Origin of the sequence: Limnohabitans sp., assembly GCF_034680285.1 — a bacterium.
Taxonomy (GTDB): domain Bacteria; phylum Pseudomonadota; class Gammaproteobacteria; order Burkholderiales; family Burkholderiaceae_C; genus Limnohabitans_A.
Window position 1 is genome coordinate 17886 of the sequence record NZ_JAXITC010000008.1, and the last position, 21111, is coordinate 38996.

A 21111-nucleotide genomic window follows, 5' to 3' on the forward strand; every position below is an offset into this window, starting at 1 on the left:
TTTATCTCAGCTTCAGGGTCGACAAGCCGACCAGGCACAGCAGCATGGTGATGATCCAGAAACGCACAACCACCTGCGTTTCCTTCCATCCGCTCTTTTCAAAATGGTGGTGCAAAGGCGCCATTTTCAAGATGCGTCGACCTTCACCGTATTTTTTCTTGGTGTATTTGAAGTAAGTCACCTGCGCCATCACAGACAGCGCCTCGACCACAAAGATGCCACCCATGATGGCCAAAACAATTTCCTGCCGAACAATGACGGCAATGGTGCCCAAGGCTGCGCCCAGCGCCAAAGCGCCCACATCGCCCATGAATACCTGCGCAGGATGGGTGTTGAACCACAAGAAGGCCAGGCCTGCGCCCGCCATCGCGGCACAGAAAATCATCAGTTCGCCCGATCCGGGAATGTGAGGGAAGAACAGGTACTTGGAATACACCGAGCTGCCCGTGACATAGGCAAACACGCCCAACGCTGAACCCACCATGACCACCGGCATGATGGCCAGACCATCCAAACCATCGGTGAGGTTGACCGCGTTGCTGGATCCGACGATGACCAGGTAAGTGAGCAATACAAAGCCCAGAACGCCGAGTGGGTAATTGATTTCCTTGAAGAAAGGCACCTGCAAACCAGCCTTGGGCGGCAGGCTCACGTCAAAACCCGACAGAACCCATTGCGCAAACAAGTCCAAGACGCGCAGATTGGACACTTCGGAAATGCTGAACACCAAATACAGCGCGGCCAACAAGCCGATGACCGATTGCCAGAAATACTTTTCGCGCGAACTCATGCCCTCAGGGTCTTTGTTGACCACTTTGCGCCAGTCATCGACCCAGCCAATCGCCCCAAAGCCCAGCGTCACGATCAGCACGATCCAGACAAAACGGTTGGACAAGTCAAACCACAGCAACGTGGAAATCGCGATCGACAACAAAATGAGCACCCCACCCATGGTCGGTGTGCCACTTTTGGACAAGTGCGACTCCATGCCATAGCCACGGATGGGCTGGCCAATCTTGAGAGAAGTCAAGCGACGAATGACCCAAGGACCCGCGGCCAAGCCGATCAAGAGCGCCGTCATGGCGGCCATCACTGCTCGGAAGGTGATGTATTGGAAAACGCGCAAAAAGCCCCACTCGGGCGACAAACTTTGCAACCATTGGGCCAGGCTAAGCAGCATGGGGCTCCCCTTTTTTATTGTGGTGTTGTGCGTGGTGGGCAGCGCCAGTTGACAAAAGGGCTTCGACGACGCGCTCCATCTTCATGAACCGCGAGCCTTTGACCAGAACACTTTGAAACGTCTCCACGTGGGTTGTGGCCACAGTCAAGAGCTTGTCCGTGTCGGCAAAATGTTGCGCAGCACCAAATGCCTGAGCGGCGTGCACGCACAACTCACCCACGGTGTAGAGCGCCTCGATCCCACGTTGGGCGGCATAAGAACCCACTTCAGTGTGAAACTCAGCACCTTGGTTCCCCACTTCACCCATGTCCCCCAAAACCAGCAAACGCGGCGCAGGCAATTCGGCGAGCACATCGATGGCGGCTCGAACCGAATCGGGGTTGGCGTTGTAGGTGTCATCCACCAAGGTCACGTCATGACCTGAGGTGTGCAATACCAATGCACGCGAACGGCCTTTGACAGGTTCAAATGCGATCAAACCTTGAGCCACAGCGGCCAAAGGCACGCCAGCTGCCAGGGCGCAAGCACTGGCCGCCAAGGCATTTTTCACGTTGTGTCGTCCGGCAATGTGCAAATGCACCGGGGCAGTTCCCTGAGCTGATTTGAGGGTGAACTGCCAAGCCCCCGATTGCCAGACCACAACCGCTGATCGGACATCTGCGGACTCAGAAGCAGCATCTGCTGCCATCGAAAAAGTGCGCTGGTCACGTTGACCCGACAAAGACTGCCAGACAGCGGTGAAGGCGTCATCAGACGGAAACACGGCCACACCTGATGCTGGCAGAGCTTGCAGCACGGCGCCGTTTTCATGCGCCACAGCCTCGACCGTTCCCATGAACTCTTGGTGTTCACGCTGCGCGTTGTTGACCAGCGCTACTGTCGGTTGGGCTAACCGAGAAAGGTAAGCGATTTCGCCAGGGTGGTTCATGCCCAGCTCAACCACAGCCACGCGGTGGTGGGCACGCAAATTGAACAAGGTCAGCGGCACCCCAATGTCGTTGTTCAAATTGCCCTGGGTTGACAAAGCAGCCTCACCCGCATGGGCACGCAGGATGCTGGCGATCATTTGCGTCACGGTGGTTTTGCCGTTGCTACCGGTCACCGCAATCAAGGGGAGTTCGAATTGCGAACGCCAGCTTGCCGCCAACTCGCCCAAAGCGATGCGCGCATCGGGCACCACCAGGGCAGGCAAATCGTGCGCAGCAGCTTGTGCCTCACCAGACGCTTCGCAAACAACCGCCACGGCACCCTGTGCTTTGGCTTGGGCAATGAACTGGTTGCCGTCAAACCGCTCACCGCGCAAAGCGACAAACAAATCACCCGGCTGCAGACTGCGGCTATCGGTGTGCACGCGATCGGCGACCACGGACTGAACATTCACGCCTCGCCCTTGGCTCAGCCAGTTGAGGGCCAGCGCTAACTTCAAATGCATCGAAGTTGTAGCGTTCATGCGAGCACCCCTTGATGCTTTGCGGCGCGTTGTTGCAAAGCCATGCGGACTTGCACCTCATCTGAGAACGGATGCCGCACACCCATGATCTCTTGCTCTGTTTCATGGCCCTTGCCAGCCACCAAGATCACATCTTGATCGGCCGCTTGGGCGAGTGTCTGGGCAATTGCCAAAGCCCGGTCCAGCTGGACGTGGGCCTGCTGGGGGATTCGCAAACCCGCCACCATGGCCGCCAAAATGGCTTCGGGCTTCTCTGAACGGGGGTTGTCACTGGTCAACACCACCTGATCAGCGGCTGCTTCGGCGGCTGCTGCCATCAAGGGTCGCTTGCTGCCATCGCGGTCACCGCCGCAGCCCAATACACACCACAGACGACCACCACGGAGTTTGGCTTGTGAGCGCAATGCGGCCAAGGCGTGAGCGATGGCATCGGGTGTGTGGGCATAGTCCACCACCGCCAACGGCAAATTCCGGTCGCCCTGTGTGTTCATGCTGGCCAAGTCAACGTTCACACGCTGCATGCGTCCCGGCACAGCACTCAGGTGCGCACAAGCACGGACGCAGGAAAGCAAATCAAACCCCAGGGCACGCAAACTGCCGATCACGCCAAGCAGGTTGTCGATGTTGTACTCACCCATCAAGCGTGTGTGCAGTGTTTGCACCTCATCGCCTTCGATCACTTCAAAAGCCAGGCCATCCGCATGGGGCAATACTCTGGCCTGCAAACGCGCCGTTGAATGGTCTGCCGGGTTTTTAGAGCAGCTCCAGACTTGGAGGGAGCCACCTTCGAGTTGCTGGGCCAACGCAGCCCCTTGCGCATCGTCGATGTTGATGACAGCGGCCTGTAAACCCGACCAGTCAAACAGGGCAGCTTTGGCAGACCAATAAGTCGCCATGTCGCCGTGGTAATCGAGGTGGTCTTGGGTGAAATTGGTGAACACCGCCACGCGAATCCGTGTACCGTCCAAGCGGTGCTCAGCCAAGCCGATCGATGAGGCTTCGATGGCGCAATGCAACACGCCAGCATCGGCAAAAGTTCGGAATTGCCGTTGCAACAAAACTGGGTCGGGGGTAGTCATACCCGTGCTCACCAAGTGAGGCAACTGTCCCACACCCAAGGTGCCCACCAAGCCACAAGCTTGTTGCAAAGCAGGCGATGACAAGGCTTGCGCCAACCACCAAGCCGTCGAAGTTTTGCCATTGGTACCGGTGACGGCCAATACGTTCAAAGCCTGGCTGGGTTGCTCGTAATAAGCATCGGCCACCAAGCCGGTCTGAGCCTTAAGACCTGTCATGCATGCCAACTTGCTGTCCACTTGGGGGGCTTGCAACCCTGCCAACCAAGGGCTGTGGCCATCTTCTTCCATCAAGCAAGCCGCGGCCCCTTGCGCCAAAGCTTGGGCCACATAACGACGACCATCGGTGGCGGCGCCTGGCCAAGCAATGAAACCGTCGCCTTCTTTGACCAAACGGCTGTCGGTACGCAACTCACCCTTGACGTGCGTGCGCAGCCAACGGGCGGCTTCAGGGACGTTGTGCAGCATCTGCATCAGAACGACTCCTCAACCGACTTGGCCACAATCTGCGGCTTGACCGCCATGTCGGGCTGAACGCCCATCATGCGCAAAGTTTGCTGCACAGTTTGGCTGAACACGGGCGCTGCCACATCACCGCCGTAATACCGGCCATTGCTGGGTTCGTCGATCATCACCGCCACCACGATGCGCGGCGCTTCGATGGGCGCCATTCCGACAAAAAAGCCGCGGTATTTTTTACCCGCATAACCCTTGCCTTCTTGCTTGTGGGCTGTACCGGTTTTACCGCCCACGGAATAACCCATGGTTTGCGCTTTTTGTGCCGTACCACCCGGGCCTGCTGCCATTTGCAGCATCTTGCGCATGGATTTGGCGTTCTCAGCGCTGAACACCCGCACGCCTTGCACTTGCTGCTCGGCCTTCATGAGGGTGGCAGGAACCACTTCACCGTCGCGTGCAAAAACTGTGTAAGCACGCGCCACTTGGAACAAACTGCCCGAAATGCCATAGCCGTAGCTCATGGTGGCCTGCTCAATCGGACGCCAGGTTTTGTAAGGCCGCAAACGCCCACTCACCACACCCGGGAAAGGCAACTGAGGTTTTTGCCCAAAGCCCACTTGTGCAAACATTTCCCACATTTCGCGGGGCTGCAACTGCATCGCCATTTTCACGGTACCCACGTTGCTGGACTTTTGAATCACTTCATTGACCGTCAACACGCCGTGCGGGTGGGCGTCAGAGATGGTCGAGCCTGTGATGGTGATGCGACCAGGGGCTGTCTGAATGGGCGTTTCGGGTTTGACCAATCCTTTTTCCAAAGCCAGCGCCACGGCAAAGGGCTTCATGGTCGAACCGGGTTCAAAGGTGTCGGTCAAGGCACGGTTACGCAGCTGCTCACCGCTCAGGTTGACACGTTTATCGGGTGAGTAGCTGGGGTAATTGGCCAGCGCCAATACTTCACCCGACTGAGCATCCAGCACCACCACGCTGCCCGCCTTGGCCTTGTGTTCCAAAACCGCTTCACGCAGTTTTTGGTAGGCGAAAAACTGGACTTTGCTGTCAATGCTCAGTTGCAAGTCTTCGCCATCCACTGGCGGCACGGTCTCGCCCACGTCTTCGACCACACGCCCCAAGCGGTCCTTGATGACACGGCGCGAACCCGGCTTGCCAGACAGTTGTTTTTGGAAAACCAGCTCCACGCCTTCTTGGCCTTGGTCTTCCACGTTGGTGAAACCCACAATGTGCGCAGCCGCCTCGCCCTCAGGGTACAAACGCTTGTACTCCTTGATGTCGTACACGCCTTTGATGCCCAGCGCCAAAATTTGCTTGACCACGGGCTCATCCATTTGACGACGCAACCAGACAAAGGTTTTTTCATCGTCCTTGAGTTTCTTGTCCAGATCAGCGGGCGACATGTCAAGCAAGCGGGCCAATTCACGCAGCTTGGCAGGATCGCGCTCGATGTCCTCTGGGTTGGCCCAAATGCTGGGCGCAGGTACGCTGGACGCCAACAACATGCCGTTGCGGTCCAGCACGCGGCCCCGGTTGGCGGGCAAAGTCAGGGTCCGGGCAAAACGCACCTCACCTTGGCGCAGGAAAAAATCGTTGGCAAACACTTGCACATAGGCAGCACGGGCAATCAAACCGGTAAAGCCCAGGGCAATGGCCGCCACAATGAATTTGCTGCGCCAAACGGGCGTCTTACTGGCCAGCAATGGACTGGACGAGAGCTGAACGCTGCGGCTCATGGACGCGCCTCCTGCACCGAGGGAGCAGCACCGGGCTTGCTCACATACTGTGTGATGCCGGGAGAAGCTGGGCGCATTTGCAATTGCTGACGCGCAATTTGTTCAACGCGCAAAGGCGTGGCCTGTGCGCGTCGCTCAACCTGCAGGCGGTCGTGGTCGACTTCCAGGCGCTTGGCTTCTTTGTTGGCCGACTCGAGCGCCATGAACAAACGACGTGTTTCATACTGGCTGTGCACCAAAGCCAAGGCGCTGACCAATACGGCCAGCAACAAAAAGATGCTCAAGCGCGTCATGCCGGCACCTCGGTGCGCTCAGCCATGCGCATGATGGCGCTGCGCGAACGGGGGTTGCCACGCACCTCCGCTTCGCTTGGGCGAATGCGGCCATGGGTCTTCAAGCGCATCTTGACCGGTTCGGCAAAAGGCACACGGCGGTCAACCACTTCTTTGGAGTGCTTGGCCATGAACTGTTTGACGATGCGGTCCTCCAGCGAATGGAAACTGATCACCACCAAACGGCCACCAGGTGTCAAGACCTGCAAACTGGCGTCTAACGCTTGTTCGAGCTCCGCAAGCTCTGCGTTGATGAAAATCCGAAAAGCCTGAAATGTCCGCGTTGCAGGGTTCTGGCCCGGCTCGCGAGTTTTGACCGTGTCAGCCACGAGCTGGGCCAAATCGGTGGTGGTTGAAATTGGGCCCCGCTCTTGTCGGCGAGCCACAAGCGCCTTTGCAATCTGAAAAGCAAACCGTTCTTCGCCATAGTCACGTATCACCTCCGTGATTTGATCCACCTCTGCGGTGGCCAGCCAATCGGCCACACTTTGTCCGCGCGTGGTGTCCATGCGCATGTCCAGTGGGCCGTCAAAACGAAAAGAAAAACCCCTCTCGGGGCTGTCAATTTGGGGAGAGCTGATGCCCAGATCCATCAAGACGCCGTCGACACTGCAGGGAGGCAGTTCACCCAGGTTCGAAAAGCCTTCATGGCGAATCGAAAAACGGCTGTCTGCAATGCGCCCAGCTTCTGCAATCGCCTCGAGGTCTTTGTCGAAAGCTTGCAAGCGCCCTTGGTCCGACAAGCGCGAAAGGATCAGGCGGGAGTGACCACCGCGGCCAAATGTGGCGTCCACGTAAGTCCCATCAACCCCGGCAGATGCTTGCAACAATTCGTCCACAGCCTCATTCAAGAGCACGGTGGTGTGGGTTAATACGCTGTCGGTCATGGCATTCAGAAGGAGAAGTCCTTGAACACATCGGGCATGTCGCCCTGCATGGCCTGCGCTTCTTGCGCGTCGTAAGTGGCTTTGTCCCACAACTCAAAGTGGTTGCCCATGCCCAGCAACATGGTGTCTTTGGCGATGCCTGCAGCCTGACGCAGCTCCGGGGAAATCAAAACACGGCCCGTGCCATCCATTTCGACATCCATGGCATTGCCCAGAAAAATCCGCTTCCACCACTGCGCAGACATGGGCAACTGCGCAATGCGCTCACGGAACTTTTCCCACTCAGGACGGGGGAACACCATCAGGCAGCCGTGGGGGTGCTTGGTGATCGTCAGCTGGCCCTGCGCCGTGGCGCTCAGGACGTCACGATGCCGGGTCGGTACAGACAACCGCCCTTTGGCATCCAGACTCAGCGATGAAGCCCCTTGAAACACAGAAACGACCTTTTTCAGTTGAATTGCACCAGCAGAGACACTTTTCCCCACTTAATTGCACTTTTTTGCACTGTATCAGGAATTCGATCCAACTCAACCGGTGTAGATCGTTTTTTTTCAATGAAATCAATGGCTTAGCGCTGAAATTGAAGCCAACCAGAAGCGGATTTTCTTTGTAAATTAGGCACTTACAGAGGGCAATGAAAGTAACCTGTGAAGGATTAAAAAAAATTAAAAATAACAAATGCAACAAAGCCAATAGCGTTTTTCCGATGTACCAACCAGTCTCCGGACGTAAAAAAACCCCTGAGAAGGGGTTTTTTTACGGATGCTGCAGCCAGTGTGCCGCTCAATCACCAAACATTTTCTGCTTCAACTCTCGACGTTGCTGCGCCTCAAGGGACAAGGTGGCGGTAGGACGCGCCAACAAACGACCGACACCAATGGGTTCACCCGTTTCGTCGCAATAGCCGTATTCGCCGCCGTCAATCAATGCGATGGATTGCTCGATTTTTTTCAGCAGCTTGCGCTCACGGTCACGGGTGCGAAGTTCAAGCGCATGCTCTTCCTCGATCGTGGCGCGGTCGGCCGGGTCGGGCACGACCACCGTGTCTTCTCGCAGATGTTCTGTCGTGGCGCCCGCACTGTTCAAGATGTCCTGCTTCAAAACCGACAGCTTGCGCCGGAAGTAGGCCATTTGAACGTGGTTCATGTACTCGTCGTCCGACATGGCCAAGATTTCGGCATCGGTCAATGCTTCCACGGGCTTGTTCTTCCAATTGTTGGCCAGTTTGGGGTCTTTCTTGATGGGCACGAAAGGCATCGAAACGACGGCCACAGGCGTGGTGGGCATGAAACTGGACTTGGCCGCGGTGGAGGCCACCGCTGGAGGCAAGGAAGGCACCGTGATTTGGGCCAAACGCGCCGAAGGCCGTGTTGCACGGACCAATTGATCGGGCGCTGCGGGAGATGGCGCAGCAGGTGCTGCCACCGTTTCGACCACTGGGGCGGGCGCAGGAGTCGGCGCCGCCACTTTTTTAACTGTCATAGATTTCGCTTCAGGTACGGGGGTCGCCTTTTTGAGAGACGACGCGGGAGCCACCTTGGCCTTGCCGGCAGGGGATGACTTAGAGGCTGCTACGACCGATTTGGGAGCGGGCGCAGCAGCTTTTGTTTTGGCCGCAGGCAACTTGGAAGTGGCCGTGGCTGTCTTTGTTTTGCTTGGGGTCTTGGCGGTAGGAGGCGCTGCTTTGGGTTTGGAAGCCACAGGGGTCGTTGCTTTGGCCTTGCTCACCGTTTTAACGGAGGGTTTGGCTTTGACAGCAACGGTCTTTTTGGCCAGCGGTTCTTTCACAGCCACGGCTTTTTTAGCAGGGGCTGTTTTGGCTGGCACAGACTTCTTGGCTGCAGCCGCTTTGGCCGAGTTGGTTTTCACAGGGGCCGCCACTTTTTTCTTCGGGGTCGTCACGTCTTGTCTCCTAGCCGCGTGAAAAGGCAGGCCCACACCTTTTGCTACCAAGTAGCAAGCGATTGAAAAACCTGTTGATTTGCAATTCAAACCCCTGCTGCAGACCTGTCGGGGTTCAGGCCACCCCTAAAAGGGGGAGGCTTCAGGCGGGCGATTGTAGCGATAAGAACGGTTGAAAAATGCCCTGACCAAGATTAAAGGGCGGGTTCACTGTGCATTGACACACCAGAATGTCCGTGCATGCCTGGGACAGAGCTAGACCTGAGCCACAGTCACACCAAGCATTGCTCCAGGCCCTGGAGCAAGATGTCTTTGGGCAAATCGATGCCGATGAATACCATTTTGCTCGTTTTAACTTCGCCATCGGCCCACATGGGGCCCAAATCGCTGCCCATGAGCTGGTGAACGCCCTGGAAAATCACCTTGCGTTCGGTGCCACGCATGTTCAACACCCCTTTGTAGCGCAGCATGCGGGGGCCGTAAATATTGACGATCGCCCCCAGGAAATCTTCCAACTTGGCCGGGTCAAAGGCTTTGTCCGATCGGAAAACGAAGCTTTTGACATCGTCATCGTGGTGATGGTGGTGGCCTTGCTCGTGGGCATGCGAAGGGTGGTCACAGTGCTCGCCGTGTTCGTGATCATGTTGGTGAGACGGGTGATCGCAATGCTCACCATGCTCATGGTCATGGGCATCTTCTTTGAGGAAGTCCGGGTCGATGTCCAATTTGGCATTCAGGTTGAAGCCCTTGAGGTCGAACACCTCAGACAAGGCTACCTCGCCGAAGTGCACCACTTTTTGCGGCGCACGGGGGTTCATGTGTTTCAGGCGGTGCTGCAGGGCTTCGAGTTCTTCGGGCGAGACCAAATCGGCCTTGCTGATGAAGATCTGGTCGGCAAAGCCCACCTGACGACGCGCTTCCTGGCGATCGTTGAGCTGCTGGGCCGCGTGCTTGGCGTCTACCAGGGTCAAGATGGAGTCGAGCAAAAAGGTCTCGGCGATCTCGTCGTCCATGAAAAAAGTCTGCGCCACCGGGCCGGGGTCGGCCAGACCCGTCGTCTCTATGACGATGCGGTCAAAGCTGAGCAAGCCCTTGCGGCGCTTGGCGGCCAGCAGCTGAAGCGTGACACGCAGGTCTTCGCGGATGGTGCAGCAGATGCAGCCGTTGCTCATCTGGATGATCTGCTCATCGGTGTCCGAGACCAGGATGTCGTTGTCGATGTTTTCTTCGCCAAACTCGTTCTCGATCACGGCGATTTTTTGGCCATGGGCCTCGGTCAGCACGCGCTTGAGCAGTGTGGTTTTGCCCGAGCCCAAAAAGCCGGTCAGGATGGTGGTGGGGATCAGGGACATGGCGCGGTTCCAGTTCAGGACAAGAAAACAAGAGTTGGGGAGTGTAGCGATGAATTCAAGCGCCGCACCTGCCCGCCGGGCATGGCCTTACTCCGCAACCGAGCAGCCCGGGCGGGCCTTTATTTGCGTTTGGCGCGGGGGTGGGCTGCGTCGTAGGTTTTGGCCAGGTGCTGAAAATCCAGCCGCGTGTAGACCTGGGTGGTGCTGATGTTGGCGTGGCCCAGCAACTCTTGCACGGCCCGCAAGTCGCCGCTGGACTGCAGCACATGGCTGGCAAAAGAATGGCGCAGCATGTGCGGGTGCACCGGGGTGGCCAGACCCGCCAACAGGCTGCGGCGCTTCAGGCGCTGCGCCACACTGCGGGGCGTGAGGCGTGTGCCATGCCGCCCAGGAAACAATGCCAAGGCCAAATGGGATACCCCTTTGACGGGCTGCGTCAACATGCCAGTCAACTGAGAGCGCAAGGCCAGCCAATGCGTGAGCGCCTCGATGGCCGAACGCCCCAAAGGCACGGTGCGGCGCTTGCTGCCTTTGCCTTGCACCTGCACTTCGGCATTGGGTAAATCGATCCAGCCGCGCCCGGCACGGGCAGCCTCGGTGCTGGCCACCACGTCCAGCCCGGTCAGCTCGGCAATGCGCAGGCCGCAGCCATACAGCAGCTCGACCATGGCCGCGTCGCGGGCTTCCAGCCAGGGGTCGTCGTTGTCCTCTTCGTGCTCGGCCAATTGCACCGCTTCGTCCACGCCCAGCGCTTTGGGCAGGGGCTTGGCCACCCGCGGGGCCCGCACATCGGCCACCGGGTTGTGCGGGATCAGGCCCTCGCGCCCCAGCCAGGTGTAAAACCCGCGCCAACCCGACAAGATGAGCGCAATGCCGCGCCCGCTGCGCCCGGCGCTGTGCATCTGCGCCACCCAGCGGCGCACATGGCCACTCTGCACCTGCAGCAATGGCACTTGAGAGGCCAAAGCCATCTCGGCCAAGCGCATCAAATCCAGCTGGTACAAGGTGCAGGTGCGTTCGGCCAATCGCTTTTCAAAGCGCACATGGTCCAGATAGCGGGTCACCAGTGGGTCGGTGACCGTCTGATCCGCCATGGCCGCGTCCGGCACCGTTCAAGCCTGCGGGTTTTGCAGGACCGACAAAGCAGCGCCCGCCAGTTCGGCCAAGCGCTCCAGCAGATCGGTGCCCATTTGGCTGTTGAAGCGCTGCGCATCCGGCGAAGCCAGCACGAGCAAACCAAAAGCGGGCTGCCCCGGTGCGGCACGCAAAGCGAGCAAAGCGACTGAAGCCGCCTGCGTCGGTTGGTCCAGCCACTGCACGGCTTCGTAACCCGAGTTCGGTCCCACATAAGGACGGTCAAGTGAGGTGGCCAGCACCTGCACCGCCTCGGTCACGCCCTGTGCATAAGTCGCTTGCGCATGCTCGCTTTGCAGCGACCACAAACGCAAAGCCACCTGAGGCACCTGAAACAGCTCGCGGATGTTGTCCACCGCCGACGCGGCCAGTTGGTCTTGCGGCGTCACCAGCAGCTCGCACGACCAGCGGTGCAGCTTGTCGGTGAGGATCATGTTCTCGTTGCCGTGCCGAATCATGTCCATGATGCGGTGTTCCAGGCCCTTGATCTTGTCCCGCAACATTTGCGCCTGGCGCTCTTGCAGGCCCACCGCGCGGTGACTTTGCGGGTGGGTCAACTGCACCGTGGCCAAGAGCGAGGCGTGACGCTCAAAAAAGTCCGGCGTGTTGACCAAATAGTCGGCGATGTCGTCTTCGGTGATGGGGCTCATGGGTTCAGGCGTGGTCATGGAAAGGCTCCAAAAATTCAAAAAATCAGAGTGAATCAGGCACGTCGATGCTGCCCTCAAAAACAGAAGTGGCCGGGCCGGTCATCAACACCGAGCTGCCGGCCTGGCCCGCCCACTCAATGGTGAGCACACCGCCATGGGTCTGCACATCCACACGCGGCTCCAGCCAGCCCTGACGAATGCCAGCCACGACGGCTGCACAGGCGCCCGTGCCGCAAGCCAAGGTCTCGCCCGCCCCGCGCTCGAAGACCCTCAGCTTGATCTGGCTGCGCGAGACGATCTGCATGAAGCCCGCGTTCACCCGATTCGGAAAGGCGGGATGGTTTTCAATCAAAGGGCCCTGGGCCAGCACTGGGAATGTGTCCACGTTGTCCACGCGCTGCACAGCGTGCGGGTTGCCCATGGAAACCACACCCACACGGGCAATGCCCAACTCGCCCAGGGTCAAATCGAACACAGGCCAGCCATTGACCTGGTCGCTGATGAGGCCGATCGGATGGAACGGCACGCGATCCCAATCAAACACGGGGGGGCCCATGTCCACCGTGACACGGCCATCGGGATTCATGCGCAGCTCAATCTCGCCTTGCTGCACCTTGACGCGCACGTTGTTTTTGTCGGTCAGGTTTTTGTCGCGCACATAGCGCACAAAGCAACGGGCCCCATTGCCGCAGTGCTCCACCTCACCACCATCGGCGTTGTGGATCACATATTCAAAATCCAATCCAGGTGCAGGCGAAGGCCGCACGGTCAGGATCTGGTCAGCCCCCACGCCAAAGTGGCGGTCGGCCAAAAAGCGGTACTGGGCCGTGCTCAGGCCCAGGCGGCCTTGCGTCTCGTCGAGCACGACAAAATCGTTGCCGGCTCCTTGCATCTTGGTAAAGTGGATGTGCATGGTCGCGATTATCGCCCGGGGATGGGGCACCAGCCGCCTGATAATGGGGCATGGCACGCACATCCCAACTCCTACACCCCCAACGTGAACCTGCGCCTCTGCGCCCCGCCGCCACCGTGCTGCTGATGCGCGATGGGCCGCAAGGCATCGAAGTGCTGATGACACGCCGCTCTATGACGGCCAGTTTCGCACCTGGAGCCTATGTCTTCCCGGGCGGCGGCATCGACGCCGCCGATGCCCAAGCCCACGGCATGGCGCAGCGCCGCCCCAAGCAAAGCGACTTGCACCTGACGCAGGCGATTGCCGCCATCCGCGAAAGCTTTGAAGAGCTGGGTGTTTTGTTCGCTCGCCACGCCGATAGCCGCTGGGCCAACAACAGCGACATTGCGCAAATTGACCGCAAAGCCGCTTTTGCCCCACAGTGCCAAGATCGGGGTTTGACACTGGCCGCCGATCAGGTCTTCGTGCTGGCCCACTGGATCACCGACCGCGACCTGCCACGCCGCTTTGACGTGCCCTTTTTGGTGGCCCGCATGCCCGAAGGCCAGACCCCGGTGGCCGACGAGTCCGAGCAATTCGAGCCCGTCTGGGTGCGCCCGGCTGACGCCCTGACCCGCCACGAAGCGGGTGATTTCTTAATGGTCTACCCGACCATCCGCACACTCGAGCGCCTCAAAGCCTTTTCCAGTGTGGACGCGGTGCTGCAGGCCTGCGCCGTGAACGACGAGCCCCTGTGGACCAGCTGCCCCCGGGCCGGTTGGCTGGCAGGCAACGAAGCTCGGTACATGGAGCACGAAGCCCCGTTTGGAGAGCTGGCCCTGGTCACGCCCGATGGGCAAATCCACCACCACCTGGACTGGCGGACCGACCAAGCTGTGCCGCTGCTGCAAAACGTGCAGCGCCTCACCGCCCCCAACCCCGGCGTGATGACCGGCCCCGGCACCAACAGCTATTTGGTGGGCGACCCGAACACCGGCTACATCGTCATCGACCCCGGCCCGGCCGACAACGAGCACCTGCAACGCATCTGGCGTGCCGCAGGCGGGCAGATCAAAGCCATTGTGTGCACCCACTCTCACCCGGACCACTCCCCCGGAGCAGCACCCTTGCAGGCACTGTGCACGCACAAGCCGCCGATTCTGGGCCTGGCCTCCAAGCCCACAGCCCGCGCCAACAGCCACTTTTCGCCTGAACGCGAACTGGCGGATGGCGAAAAACTGGTGCTGCAAGGCATTGGGGTGGACGGGGAAATCACCCACACCCTGCGCGTGGTGCACACCCCCGGCCACGCGGCCAACCATTTGTGTTTGGTGCTGGAAGAAGACGGCCTGCTGTTTTCGGGCGACCATGTGCTCAATGGCAGCACCACCGTGATCGACCCTCCCGATGGCCACATGGGCGATTATTTGGATTCTTTGGACAAACTGGCGGCCGCCTGCGAGGACGGAAACATCGAATTCATCTTGCCCGCGCACGGCCATGTCTTGGGCTTTGCGCACCAGGCTATCACGCACCTGAAAGCGCACCGACTCAAGCGCGAGGCCAAAATTGCTGCCGCCATGCAGGCCCTGCCCCAGGGCAGCTTGCAGGAATGGGTGGAAAAAGCCTATGACGACGTACCCTCCCGCCTTTGGCCCGTAGCGGCCCGGTCGCTCCAAGCGCATGTGGACCACATCCGCGAACAAGCCCTGTCTTGATCCGATTTGAGATTTATTGAAAGCATTGATGATTTCCTCTGAAGAAGGCATCCGCCTGGCCAAACGCGTGGCTGCCGAGCAAAACTGCTCGCGCCGCGAAGCCGAAGCCCTGATCGTGGCTGGTGGCGTGCAGGTGGCGAGCAAAGTCGTGACCGATCCGGCCCGGCGCGTGCGCGAGGAGCAACCGGTGCAGGTGAACCGCTTGGTCTCCATGGCTGCGCTGGCACCCATGACGCTGGTGCTGTTCAAACCCGCCCACCGGGTGGCCAACCTGGCCTGGCTGCAAGACACGGCAGGCCTCAAAGCCTCCCAGCCTGGCATTTGGGGTCCTGAACGCTTGGCCAAGATGCAAATGCCTTTGCCATTGGCCAAACCCGCCAGCGGGCTGTGCATCTTCACGGACGATGTGGGCGTGCTGCGCCACTTGGAAGACCGCCGCAGCCCCATGGAACAAGAATGGATGGCCACGGTGGGTGGTGAAGTGCCGGAGAGCCTGATCAAGGCCCTGAACGGACCGGGTATCCGCGCCAGCATCAACCGCCAGACCGACTCCCTCACGGTGCTGCGCATCGCGGGCAAGGACATTGACGGGCTGGATTTGGGCCGTTGGCTGGACGAACAATGCCCGCTTCAGGACTTGCGCCGCCAACGGGTGGGCCGTTTGAGCTTGGCGCCCTTGGAGTCTGGTCAGTGGCGGCAACTGGAAAGCTACGAGCGCTTTTAGTTGATTTCCGACAAAAACACACAGGATTTACCCTTGAAATCAAACGGGCAATCCCCATTTGTGTCAAGACTCTGAGAAAATTACTGTTCAGTCACACTCTTGCGAACTCCGCAGTCCGTGACCAGGGTCATGCCCCTGAGGGTTTGTCCAAAGAAACAAGGAATACACCATGCGTTTGAGCACCAAAAGCCGATTTGCCGTCACCGCAATGATCGACGTGGCACTGCGCGAAGACCGCGGTCCTGTCTCGCTGGCTGCCATCAGCGTCAGACATCAAATTTCGCTGTCCTATCTGGAGCAGCTGTTCAGCAAGTTGCGCCAGCATGGCTTGGTCGAAAGCACCCGTGGCCCAGGCGGCGGTTATTCGCTGTCGCGCCACGCTGAAAAAATCACCATGGCCGACATCGTGGGCGCTGTCGATGCGCCCTCTGAAGAGGAAGTAGCAGCCGAAGGCGGTTGGATGAACAGTGATCTGTGGGCCAGCCTGAACGAAAAAATGCTGACCCATTTGCAATCCATCAGCCTGCGCCAATTGGTCGCCGAGCAACGCACCAAAGGCGTCACGGTCGAACCGGCTCCGCAGCCGGCCGTCAAACGCGGTGTGTTTGCCAAGCCGAAAAGCACCCTCAAAATCACGGCGCCAAATTCGGTGTTTGCCCTTGGCGCGAGCCTGATGCCGTCTCGCGGCTGAACTGTCCAGACAATCCCCAAAAACCCGCTTCGGCGGGTTTTTTGTGGCCAGAAAACTGAAAAAAGTGTGAAGCTCGCCGATAAGCCGGATTCTGTGCACAGCGGTTACCCGCTGCGTGACCGCCATTACTCTGGGCCGGGGGTCGCCCACCCGGCTCGATGCTACCTACCCGCCAACTCACCCCGCGGAACCACAGGGAGAAGCAATGCGGTGAACCGCACCCCTTCAGGAAGGCCTACTTGGTATTGCTGCGCGTAGAGATTGCCCGTTTCACCCGAACTTAATCGGCTCGTCTCTGTTGCTCTGATCCTCACCTCACGGTGGAGAGGCGTTGCCTCCTACGCTGTCCTGTGCAGTCCGGACGTTCCTCCAGTGCTTCCTTTCGGAAATTGCACCAGCGACGGTCTGGCGAGCTTCACGCTTCGATTATCGCCCACCCCATGCGTTCAAGCTCGGAGGGCGCCGACCTGCCTGAGATAATGGCGGCTTCTTGCTTGATAACCACAAGCCACAGAGGCAGACATGATCCGGATTTCAGAACTCAAACTCCCCTTATCGGCTTTGCCGATTGAAGTGCGCCGCGCCGCCGACGCACCTTCCGAGACCGACGAAGACCGTCTGCCCACGCCGCACCCCATCGCAGCGCTGCGCCAACTGGCGGCTCAGGCCTTGGGCATCATCGCCGCCGACATCGCCACCCTTCACGTCTTTAAACGCAGCTTTGACGCCCGCAAAGCCGATTTGCTCGCGGTCTACATCGTGGACCTGTCGCTGCTTGATGCACCCACCGAAAACCGCATGCTGCAGCAGTTTGAAAAGACCCCCCAAATCCAGCCCACGCCCGACATGGCTTGGCACCCGCCTTGCCAGGCTCCGGCCAGTTTTGGCGCAGAGGAAGGCGAACGCCCCGTGGTGGTGGGCTTTGGGCCGTGCGGCATGTTCGCAGCTCTGGCTTTGGCCCAAATGGGCTTCAAACCCATCGTGCTGGAGCGCGGCAAACCCGTGCGCGAACGCACCAAGGACACCTGGGGCCTGTGGCGCAAAAAAGTGCTCAACCCCGAGAGCAATGTGCAGTTTGGCGAAGGTGGTGCAGGCACCTTCTCTGACGGCAAGCTTTACAGCCAGATCAAAGACCCGCGCCATCTGGGCCGCAAGGTCATGGACGAATTCGTCAAGGCCGGAGCGCCTGCCGACATCTTGTATGCGGCGCACCCGCACATCGGCACCTTCAAGCTGGTCAAGGTGGTCGAGCACATCCGCGAGCAAATCATCGCGCTGGGCGGTGAGATCCGTTTTGAGCAGCGCGTGAGCGATGTGCTGCTCGCACCCAACGCAAGCGGTCAGCAGCTCACCGGGCTGCTGGTGCAAGACTTGCGCACGGGCCAAAGCCAGACCCTGCACACCCGCCAAGCCGTGCTGGCCCTGGGCCACAGTTCGCGCGACACCTTTGTCATGCTGCACCGCCGGGGCGTGGCCATGCAGGCCAAAGCGTTTTCGATTGGCGTGCGCATCGAGCACCCGCAAAGCGTGATCGACCAAGCCCGCTGGGGCCGCCACGCAGGCCACCCGCTGCTGGGCGCAGCCGATTACAAGCTGGTACACCACGCGCAAAACGGCCGTGCGGTTTACAGCTTTTGCATGTGCCCCGGTGGCACGGTGGTGGCGGCTACGAGCGAGCCGGGCCGTGTGGTCACCAACGGCATGAGCCAGTACTCTCGCAACGAACGCAACGCCAACGCGGGCATGGTGGTGGCCATTGACCCGCCCGACTACCCGCTGAACACCGAGGCTTGGCAAGCCGCCTTTGGCGAACAAGACGGCTTAGCCCTGTCGCAAGAAGCCCAAGCATTGGCCGAACTGCAACCACCCCAAGCTCACCCGCTGGCCGGTATTGTTCTGCAGCGCCAACTCGAAACGCGCGCCTTTGAAGTAGGCGGCAGCAACTACGAAGCACCCGGCCAACTGGTGGGCGACTTTCTGGCGCAACGCCCCTCCACCACTTGGGGCAGCGTGCAGCCGTCTTACAAACCCGGTGTGAAGCTCGTCGATTTGGCGGAAGTATTGCCTGACTACGCTGTGGCCGCCATGCGCGAAGCGCTGCCCGTTTTTGGCCGCAAGATCAAAGGCTACGACATGGCCGATGCCGTCATGACTGGGGTAGAAACACGCACCTCATCGCCCTTGCGCATCCCGCGCGGGGAAGACCACCAAAGCACCAACACCCAAGGCCTCTACCCAGCAGGAGAAGGGGCCAGTTACGCAGGCGGCATCTTGTCGGCGGGGGTGGACGGCATCAAGGTGGCCGAGTCTTTGGCCCGCCGCATCACTGCAGTGACCTGAACCGAACCACCCTTTCGCTCGCAAGCCCCCTGCACTTGGGTCTTTGGCTCGGCTTGCTAGACCGCGACCATCTGATTGCGAATGGCGTAACGCGTCAAATCGGCCACCTTGTGCAAACCGATTTTTCTCATGATGTTGCGGCGGTGCACTTCCACCGTGCTGGGTGCGATCAAGAGGCTGCGCGCAATCTCTTTGGACGAATACCCATCGGCGATCAAGCGCAGCACTTGCTCTTCGCGCGTACCCAAAAGGCTTTTTGCAGGGCCATCACCTGAGCGAACTTTCCTGAAACAGTCCATCATTTCAGACGCCGCCGATTGGCACAAATACACGCGGCCCGATGCCGCAGCGCGAACCGCCGACATCAGCTCGTCAATGCTGCTGGTGGTCGACACGTAGGCTTTGGCACCTGTATCCAAAATTTCAATGATGGAGTGCCGATCCGAATCGCTTGAAAACGCGACCACGCTTCTTGCTGGATGTTCGCTTGCCATTTGCTGCATCAACTGCAAACCTTGTCCGTCGTTGGCTTGCGTGCCAATCAACACCACGTCAGGGTCTTCGGTTTGACACAGCGCGTGGGTCTGTTGTCCGTTGTCAGAAACGCCCACCACATTCATGTCTTGGTGGGTCCGCAAAATGGCAGCAATGCCTTCAGAGATAACGGTGTGTTTGGAGGAAAGAAGAACGCGAATACACATGAGACTGGCTCCTTAGCGGTGCAGTACAGTGCCTGTTGTGACATGAAAATAGAGTTTTTCTTAGGGCCTTGGCCAGGGGCATCTCTTTTTCGCCATGCTGTTGGCCCCAGTCTAGGCAGATACCCGGCAGTTCTGTGTGCGCTAAGCCACATATAGAAAAATACAGCCTCTCTTATTTATGCACCTCAGGACACACCTTGCTCTAGCATGCAACGCTGTAAAGACATTCGACCTGGACAACTGAGCTTTTGATAGATGTGATGCAAATGGAGTTTGGCCGTCCCCTCGCTGATGGCCAATTGGCTGGCTATTCTCTTGTTGGGCAAGCCCTCGGTCACCATGCGGGCGACCGTCATTTCTCGGGGCGTCAACAAGTGAGAGGAATGGGCCTTCTTGCGCTTTTGCTCCAGCAAGAGCGTCATGGTCTTGTCGGATAGATCATGGTCCAGCCACTTGCCCCCCTCGTGCACAAACTTGATGCAGCGGGCCAGAAAATCCTTGGTTTTTTCTTTGGACACCAGGCCTTGTACGTCCAAATCCAAGGCCAGCATGACTTCACCGATAGGCGCACCTGTGAACACCACGGGTTTGGTCAGCCATTTTTGCATTCTGATCTCGGCGAGCAACGCTAGGCCTGATCGGTGGGACAGGGACAAATCCATGACCAAAATGTGCGGACGATGCTGCTTTAAAGCGTGCAAAGCGTCCTCGCCATTGGTCACGCACGACTTGACCGAAAATTCAGACGACCCCTCAAACGCTTGTGCCAAGCCTTCGAGCATCATCGGGTAGGGGTCGGCCAGTACAAGGTCGATGCACATGAGTCTCTTCTTTCATTGATCACACGGACCGCAAGCGTTTGTTGGGTTATCAAGCACGGGCCTGTGGTGGATTGAGAATAAGGCGCAAAGTCCCGCATGACGATCCTCTGTATCGGGGATAACGACTACTCAATAACCGTTAAACGGAATCCAATAAGCCCAACCATGCAGCCTGTAATGGAGGGAAGCGGAATTGCCCCAGAAGGTGGACGCCACGGCGCTGCGTAAAATCGAGGCATGTCTTTTCCACCGCCCGACAACACCCAAGCACGCAATCCTCTGCACGGCCTGACATTGGAGGCCATCGTCACCCAACTGGCCGATTTCTATGGTTGGGATGATCTGGGTCAACGCATCCAGATCCGCTGCTTCACCCACGACCCCAGCGTGGGTTCCAGCCTCAAGTTTTTACGCAAAACACCCTGGGCGCGTGACAAGGTCGAAAGCCTTTACCTGTTCATGCTACGTGAGCAAAAAAGACAAGGCTTTTGAAGTGCAGGGCCTGAGCGCCTAACTCAGTCCGACAGCATCGTGCCTCGGCATTTGGACGCACCACAGCGGCAGACATAACGAGCCTTTAAGGCATCCGTCATCGGCTCGTCGCTGAACAGACCATAGTCAAACGTCAGCTCTTCGCCTTTGAAAACAGGTCTGCGCGTTCTGATGAAAATGCGCCCTTTTCGCTCGTCGGGCACACAATTGGGGCGGCACGAATGGTTGATCCATTTCGAGTCGTTGCCACCGTAAAGCGCATCGATCACCCGGCCATCGTCCAGGTGAAAGTAAAAGGTGTGGTCCGGGTTGCTGGCGTCGTGCGGGTGGCGGCGGATCGCCTCGGCCATGCTGATGACCTCGCCCACATATTCGATCACCCGCTCGCCTGCGGCAATGTGGCGGGTCGCGAACACACCTTTGCCGTGCACGTCAGAAGAATGCACATGGATCAGGCTGGGGGCAGGCAGATGGCTCAAAGTGACTTCTTCAAAAAGGCCCATTGGGTATGGCCTGACTATAAAGTCATTACGCAGCATCACGCCAGCGACAGGCCAGCCAA

Annotated in this window: 21 protein-coding genes and 1 other RNA gene; 6 read left to right on the forward strand and 16 right to left on the reverse strand. The window is 58.9% G+C overall.

From position 1 onward, the window contains the following. Position 1 precedes the first annotated feature (1 nt). The 8 genes from mraY to dksA all read right to left on the reverse strand — a co-directional run bounded on the left by mraY (position 2) and on the right by dksA (position 8668). Positions 2-1180 (reverse strand): phospho-N-acetylmuramoyl-pentapeptide-transferase, encoded by a 1179-nt coding sequence (gene mraY, locus SWE17_RS08125; protein WP_322992598.1) that lies wholly within the window; start codon positions 1178-1180, stop codon positions 2-4. Next, positions 1170-2630 carry a UDP-N-acetylmuramoyl-tripeptide--D-alanyl-D-alanine ligase gene (locus SWE17_RS08130; protein WP_322992599.1) on the reverse strand — a complete coding sequence of 487 codons (1461 nt, stop codon included), beginning with the start codon at positions 2628-2630 and terminating at the stop codon, positions 1170-1172. The genes mraY and SWE17_RS08130 overlap by 11 nt, the downstream gene beginning before the upstream one ends. After that, on the reverse strand, positions 2627-4180 hold the full coding sequence (locus tag SWE17_RS08135) for a UDP-N-acetylmuramoyl-L-alanyl-D-glutamate--2,6-diaminopimelate ligase (RefSeq protein ID WP_322992600.1): 1554 nt from the start codon (positions 4178-4180) through the stop codon (positions 2627-2629). The genes SWE17_RS08130 and SWE17_RS08135 overlap by 4 nt, the downstream gene beginning before the upstream one ends. Beyond that, entirely contained in the window at positions 4180-5913 is a 1734-nt protein-coding gene (locus SWE17_RS08140) for a penicillin-binding protein 2 (protein WP_322992601.1), read from the reverse strand. Before SWE17_RS08140 ends, SWE17_RS08135 begins: the two co-directional genes overlap by 1 nt. Then, the gene (gene ftsL, locus SWE17_RS08145; protein ID WP_322992602.1) at positions 5910-6206 is read right to left on the reverse strand and encodes a cell division protein FtsL; all 297 of its coding nucleotides are present in this window, start codon (positions 6204-6206) and stop codon (positions 5910-5912) included. Before ftsL ends, SWE17_RS08140 begins: the two co-directional genes overlap by 4 nt. Further along, the gene (rsmH, locus tag SWE17_RS08150) at positions 6203-7132 is read right to left on the reverse strand and encodes a 16S rRNA (cytosine(1402)-N(4))-methyltransferase RsmH (RefSeq protein WP_322992603.1); all 930 of its coding nucleotides are present in this window, start codon (positions 7130-7132) and stop codon (positions 6203-6205) included. Before rsmH ends, ftsL begins: the two co-directional genes overlap by 4 nt. A gap of 5 nt (positions 7133-7137) precedes the next feature. Beyond that, positions 7138-7566, reverse strand: a complete 429-nt coding sequence (mraZ, locus tag SWE17_RS08155; protein WP_108311949.1) for a division/cell wall cluster transcriptional repressor MraZ — start codon at positions 7564-7566, stop codon at positions 7138-7140. A gap of 349 nt (positions 7567-7915) precedes the next feature. Next, entirely contained in the window at positions 7916-8668 is a 753-nt protein-coding gene (gene dksA / locus SWE17_RS08160) for an RNA polymerase-binding protein DksA (RefSeq protein ID WP_416234999.1), read from the reverse strand. 1 nt (position 8669) lies between these two features. On the opposite strand from dksA, the gene SWE17_RS08165 reads away from it, so the two are divergent. Further along, the gene (locus SWE17_RS08165) at positions 8670-9056 is read left to right on the forward strand and encodes a hypothetical protein (protein ID WP_322992605.1); all 387 of its coding nucleotides are present in this window, start codon (positions 8670-8672) and stop codon (positions 9054-9056) included. A 250-nt stretch (positions 9057-9306) separates the two neighbouring features. Here SWE17_RS08165 and SWE17_RS08170 read toward each other — a convergent pair whose 3' ends face one another. From SWE17_RS08170 to dapF, 4 genes are all read right to left on the reverse strand, one after another. Next, entirely contained in the window at positions 9307-10386 is a 1080-nt protein-coding gene (locus tag SWE17_RS08170; protein ID WP_322992606.1) for a GTP-binding protein, read from the reverse strand. A 119-nt stretch (positions 10387-10505) separates the two neighbouring features. Further along, positions 10506-11480 (reverse strand): tyrosine recombinase XerC, encoded by a 975-nt coding sequence (locus tag SWE17_RS08175; RefSeq protein WP_322992607.1) that lies wholly within the window; start codon positions 11478-11480, stop codon positions 10506-10508. Positions 11481-11498: 18 nt separating this feature from the next. Then, the gene (locus SWE17_RS08180) at positions 11499-12188 is read right to left on the reverse strand and encodes a DUF484 family protein (protein WP_322992608.1); all 690 of its coding nucleotides are present in this window, start codon (positions 12186-12188) and stop codon (positions 11499-11501) included. Between the two features lie 25 nt (positions 12189-12213). After that, positions 12214-13083, reverse strand: coding sequence for a diaminopimelate epimerase (gene dapF / locus SWE17_RS08185; protein WP_322992609.1), 870 nt, complete (start codon positions 13081-13083; stop codon positions 12214-12216). 50 nt (positions 13084-13133) lie between these two features. On the opposite strand from dapF, the gene SWE17_RS08190 reads away from it, so the two are divergent. The 3 genes from SWE17_RS08190 (at position 13134) to SWE17_RS08200 (ending at position 16195) form a co-directional block, all read left to right on the forward strand. After that, positions 13134-14780, forward strand: coding sequence for an MBL fold metallo-hydrolase (locus tag SWE17_RS08190; RefSeq protein WP_322992610.1), 1647 nt, complete (start codon positions 13134-13136; stop codon positions 14778-14780). A 28-nt stretch (positions 14781-14808) separates the two neighbouring features. Next, on the forward strand, positions 14809-15504 hold the full coding sequence (locus SWE17_RS08195) for a S4 domain-containing protein (RefSeq protein ID WP_322992611.1): 696 nt from the start codon (positions 14809-14811) through the stop codon (positions 15502-15504). Between the two features lie 169 nt (positions 15505-15673). Then, a complete protein-coding gene (locus SWE17_RS08200; RefSeq protein ID WP_322992612.1) occupies positions 15674-16195 on the forward strand; it encodes an Rrf2 family transcriptional regulator in 522 nt (173 codons plus the stop codon). Positions 16196-16259: 64 nt separating this feature from the next. On the opposite strand, the gene rnpB is transcribed toward SWE17_RS08200, so the two are convergent. After that, positions 16260-16612: RNase P RNA component class A (rnpB, locus tag SWE17_RS08205), an RNA gene on the reverse strand. Positions 16613-16717: 105 nt separating this feature from the next. Between rnpB and SWE17_RS08210 the strand changes: the two genes are divergently transcribed. After that, positions 16718-18535 (forward strand): NAD(P)/FAD-dependent oxidoreductase, encoded by a 1818-nt coding sequence (locus SWE17_RS08210; protein ID WP_322992613.1) that lies wholly within the window; start codon positions 16718-16720, stop codon positions 18533-18535. A gap of 56 nt (positions 18536-18591) precedes the next feature. On the opposite strand, the gene SWE17_RS08215 is transcribed toward SWE17_RS08210, so the two are convergent. Next, complete coding sequence (locus SWE17_RS08215; RefSeq protein WP_322992614.1) at positions 18592-19236, reverse strand: response regulator transcription factor; 645 nt, start codon at positions 19234-19236, stop codon at positions 18592-18594. Positions 19237-19421: 185 nt separating this feature from the next. Continuing rightward, positions 19422-20057: a response regulator transcription factor gene (locus SWE17_RS08220; protein WP_322992615.1), complete on the reverse strand. Its 636-nt coding sequence runs from the start codon at positions 20055-20057 to the stop codon at positions 19422-19424. Positions 20058-20294: 237 nt separating this feature from the next. Between SWE17_RS08220 and SWE17_RS08225 the strand changes: the two genes are divergently transcribed. Then, complete coding sequence (locus SWE17_RS08225) at positions 20295-20549, forward strand: VF530 family protein (RefSeq protein ID WP_322992616.1); 255 nt, start codon at positions 20295-20297, stop codon at positions 20547-20549. A gap of 23 nt (positions 20550-20572) precedes the next feature. Here SWE17_RS08225 and SWE17_RS08230 read toward each other — a convergent pair whose 3' ends face one another. Continuing rightward, positions 20573-21052, reverse strand: coding sequence for an SET domain-containing protein (locus SWE17_RS08230; protein WP_322992617.1), 480 nt, complete (start codon positions 21050-21052; stop codon positions 20573-20575). Positions 21053-21111: the final 59 nt, after the last annotated feature.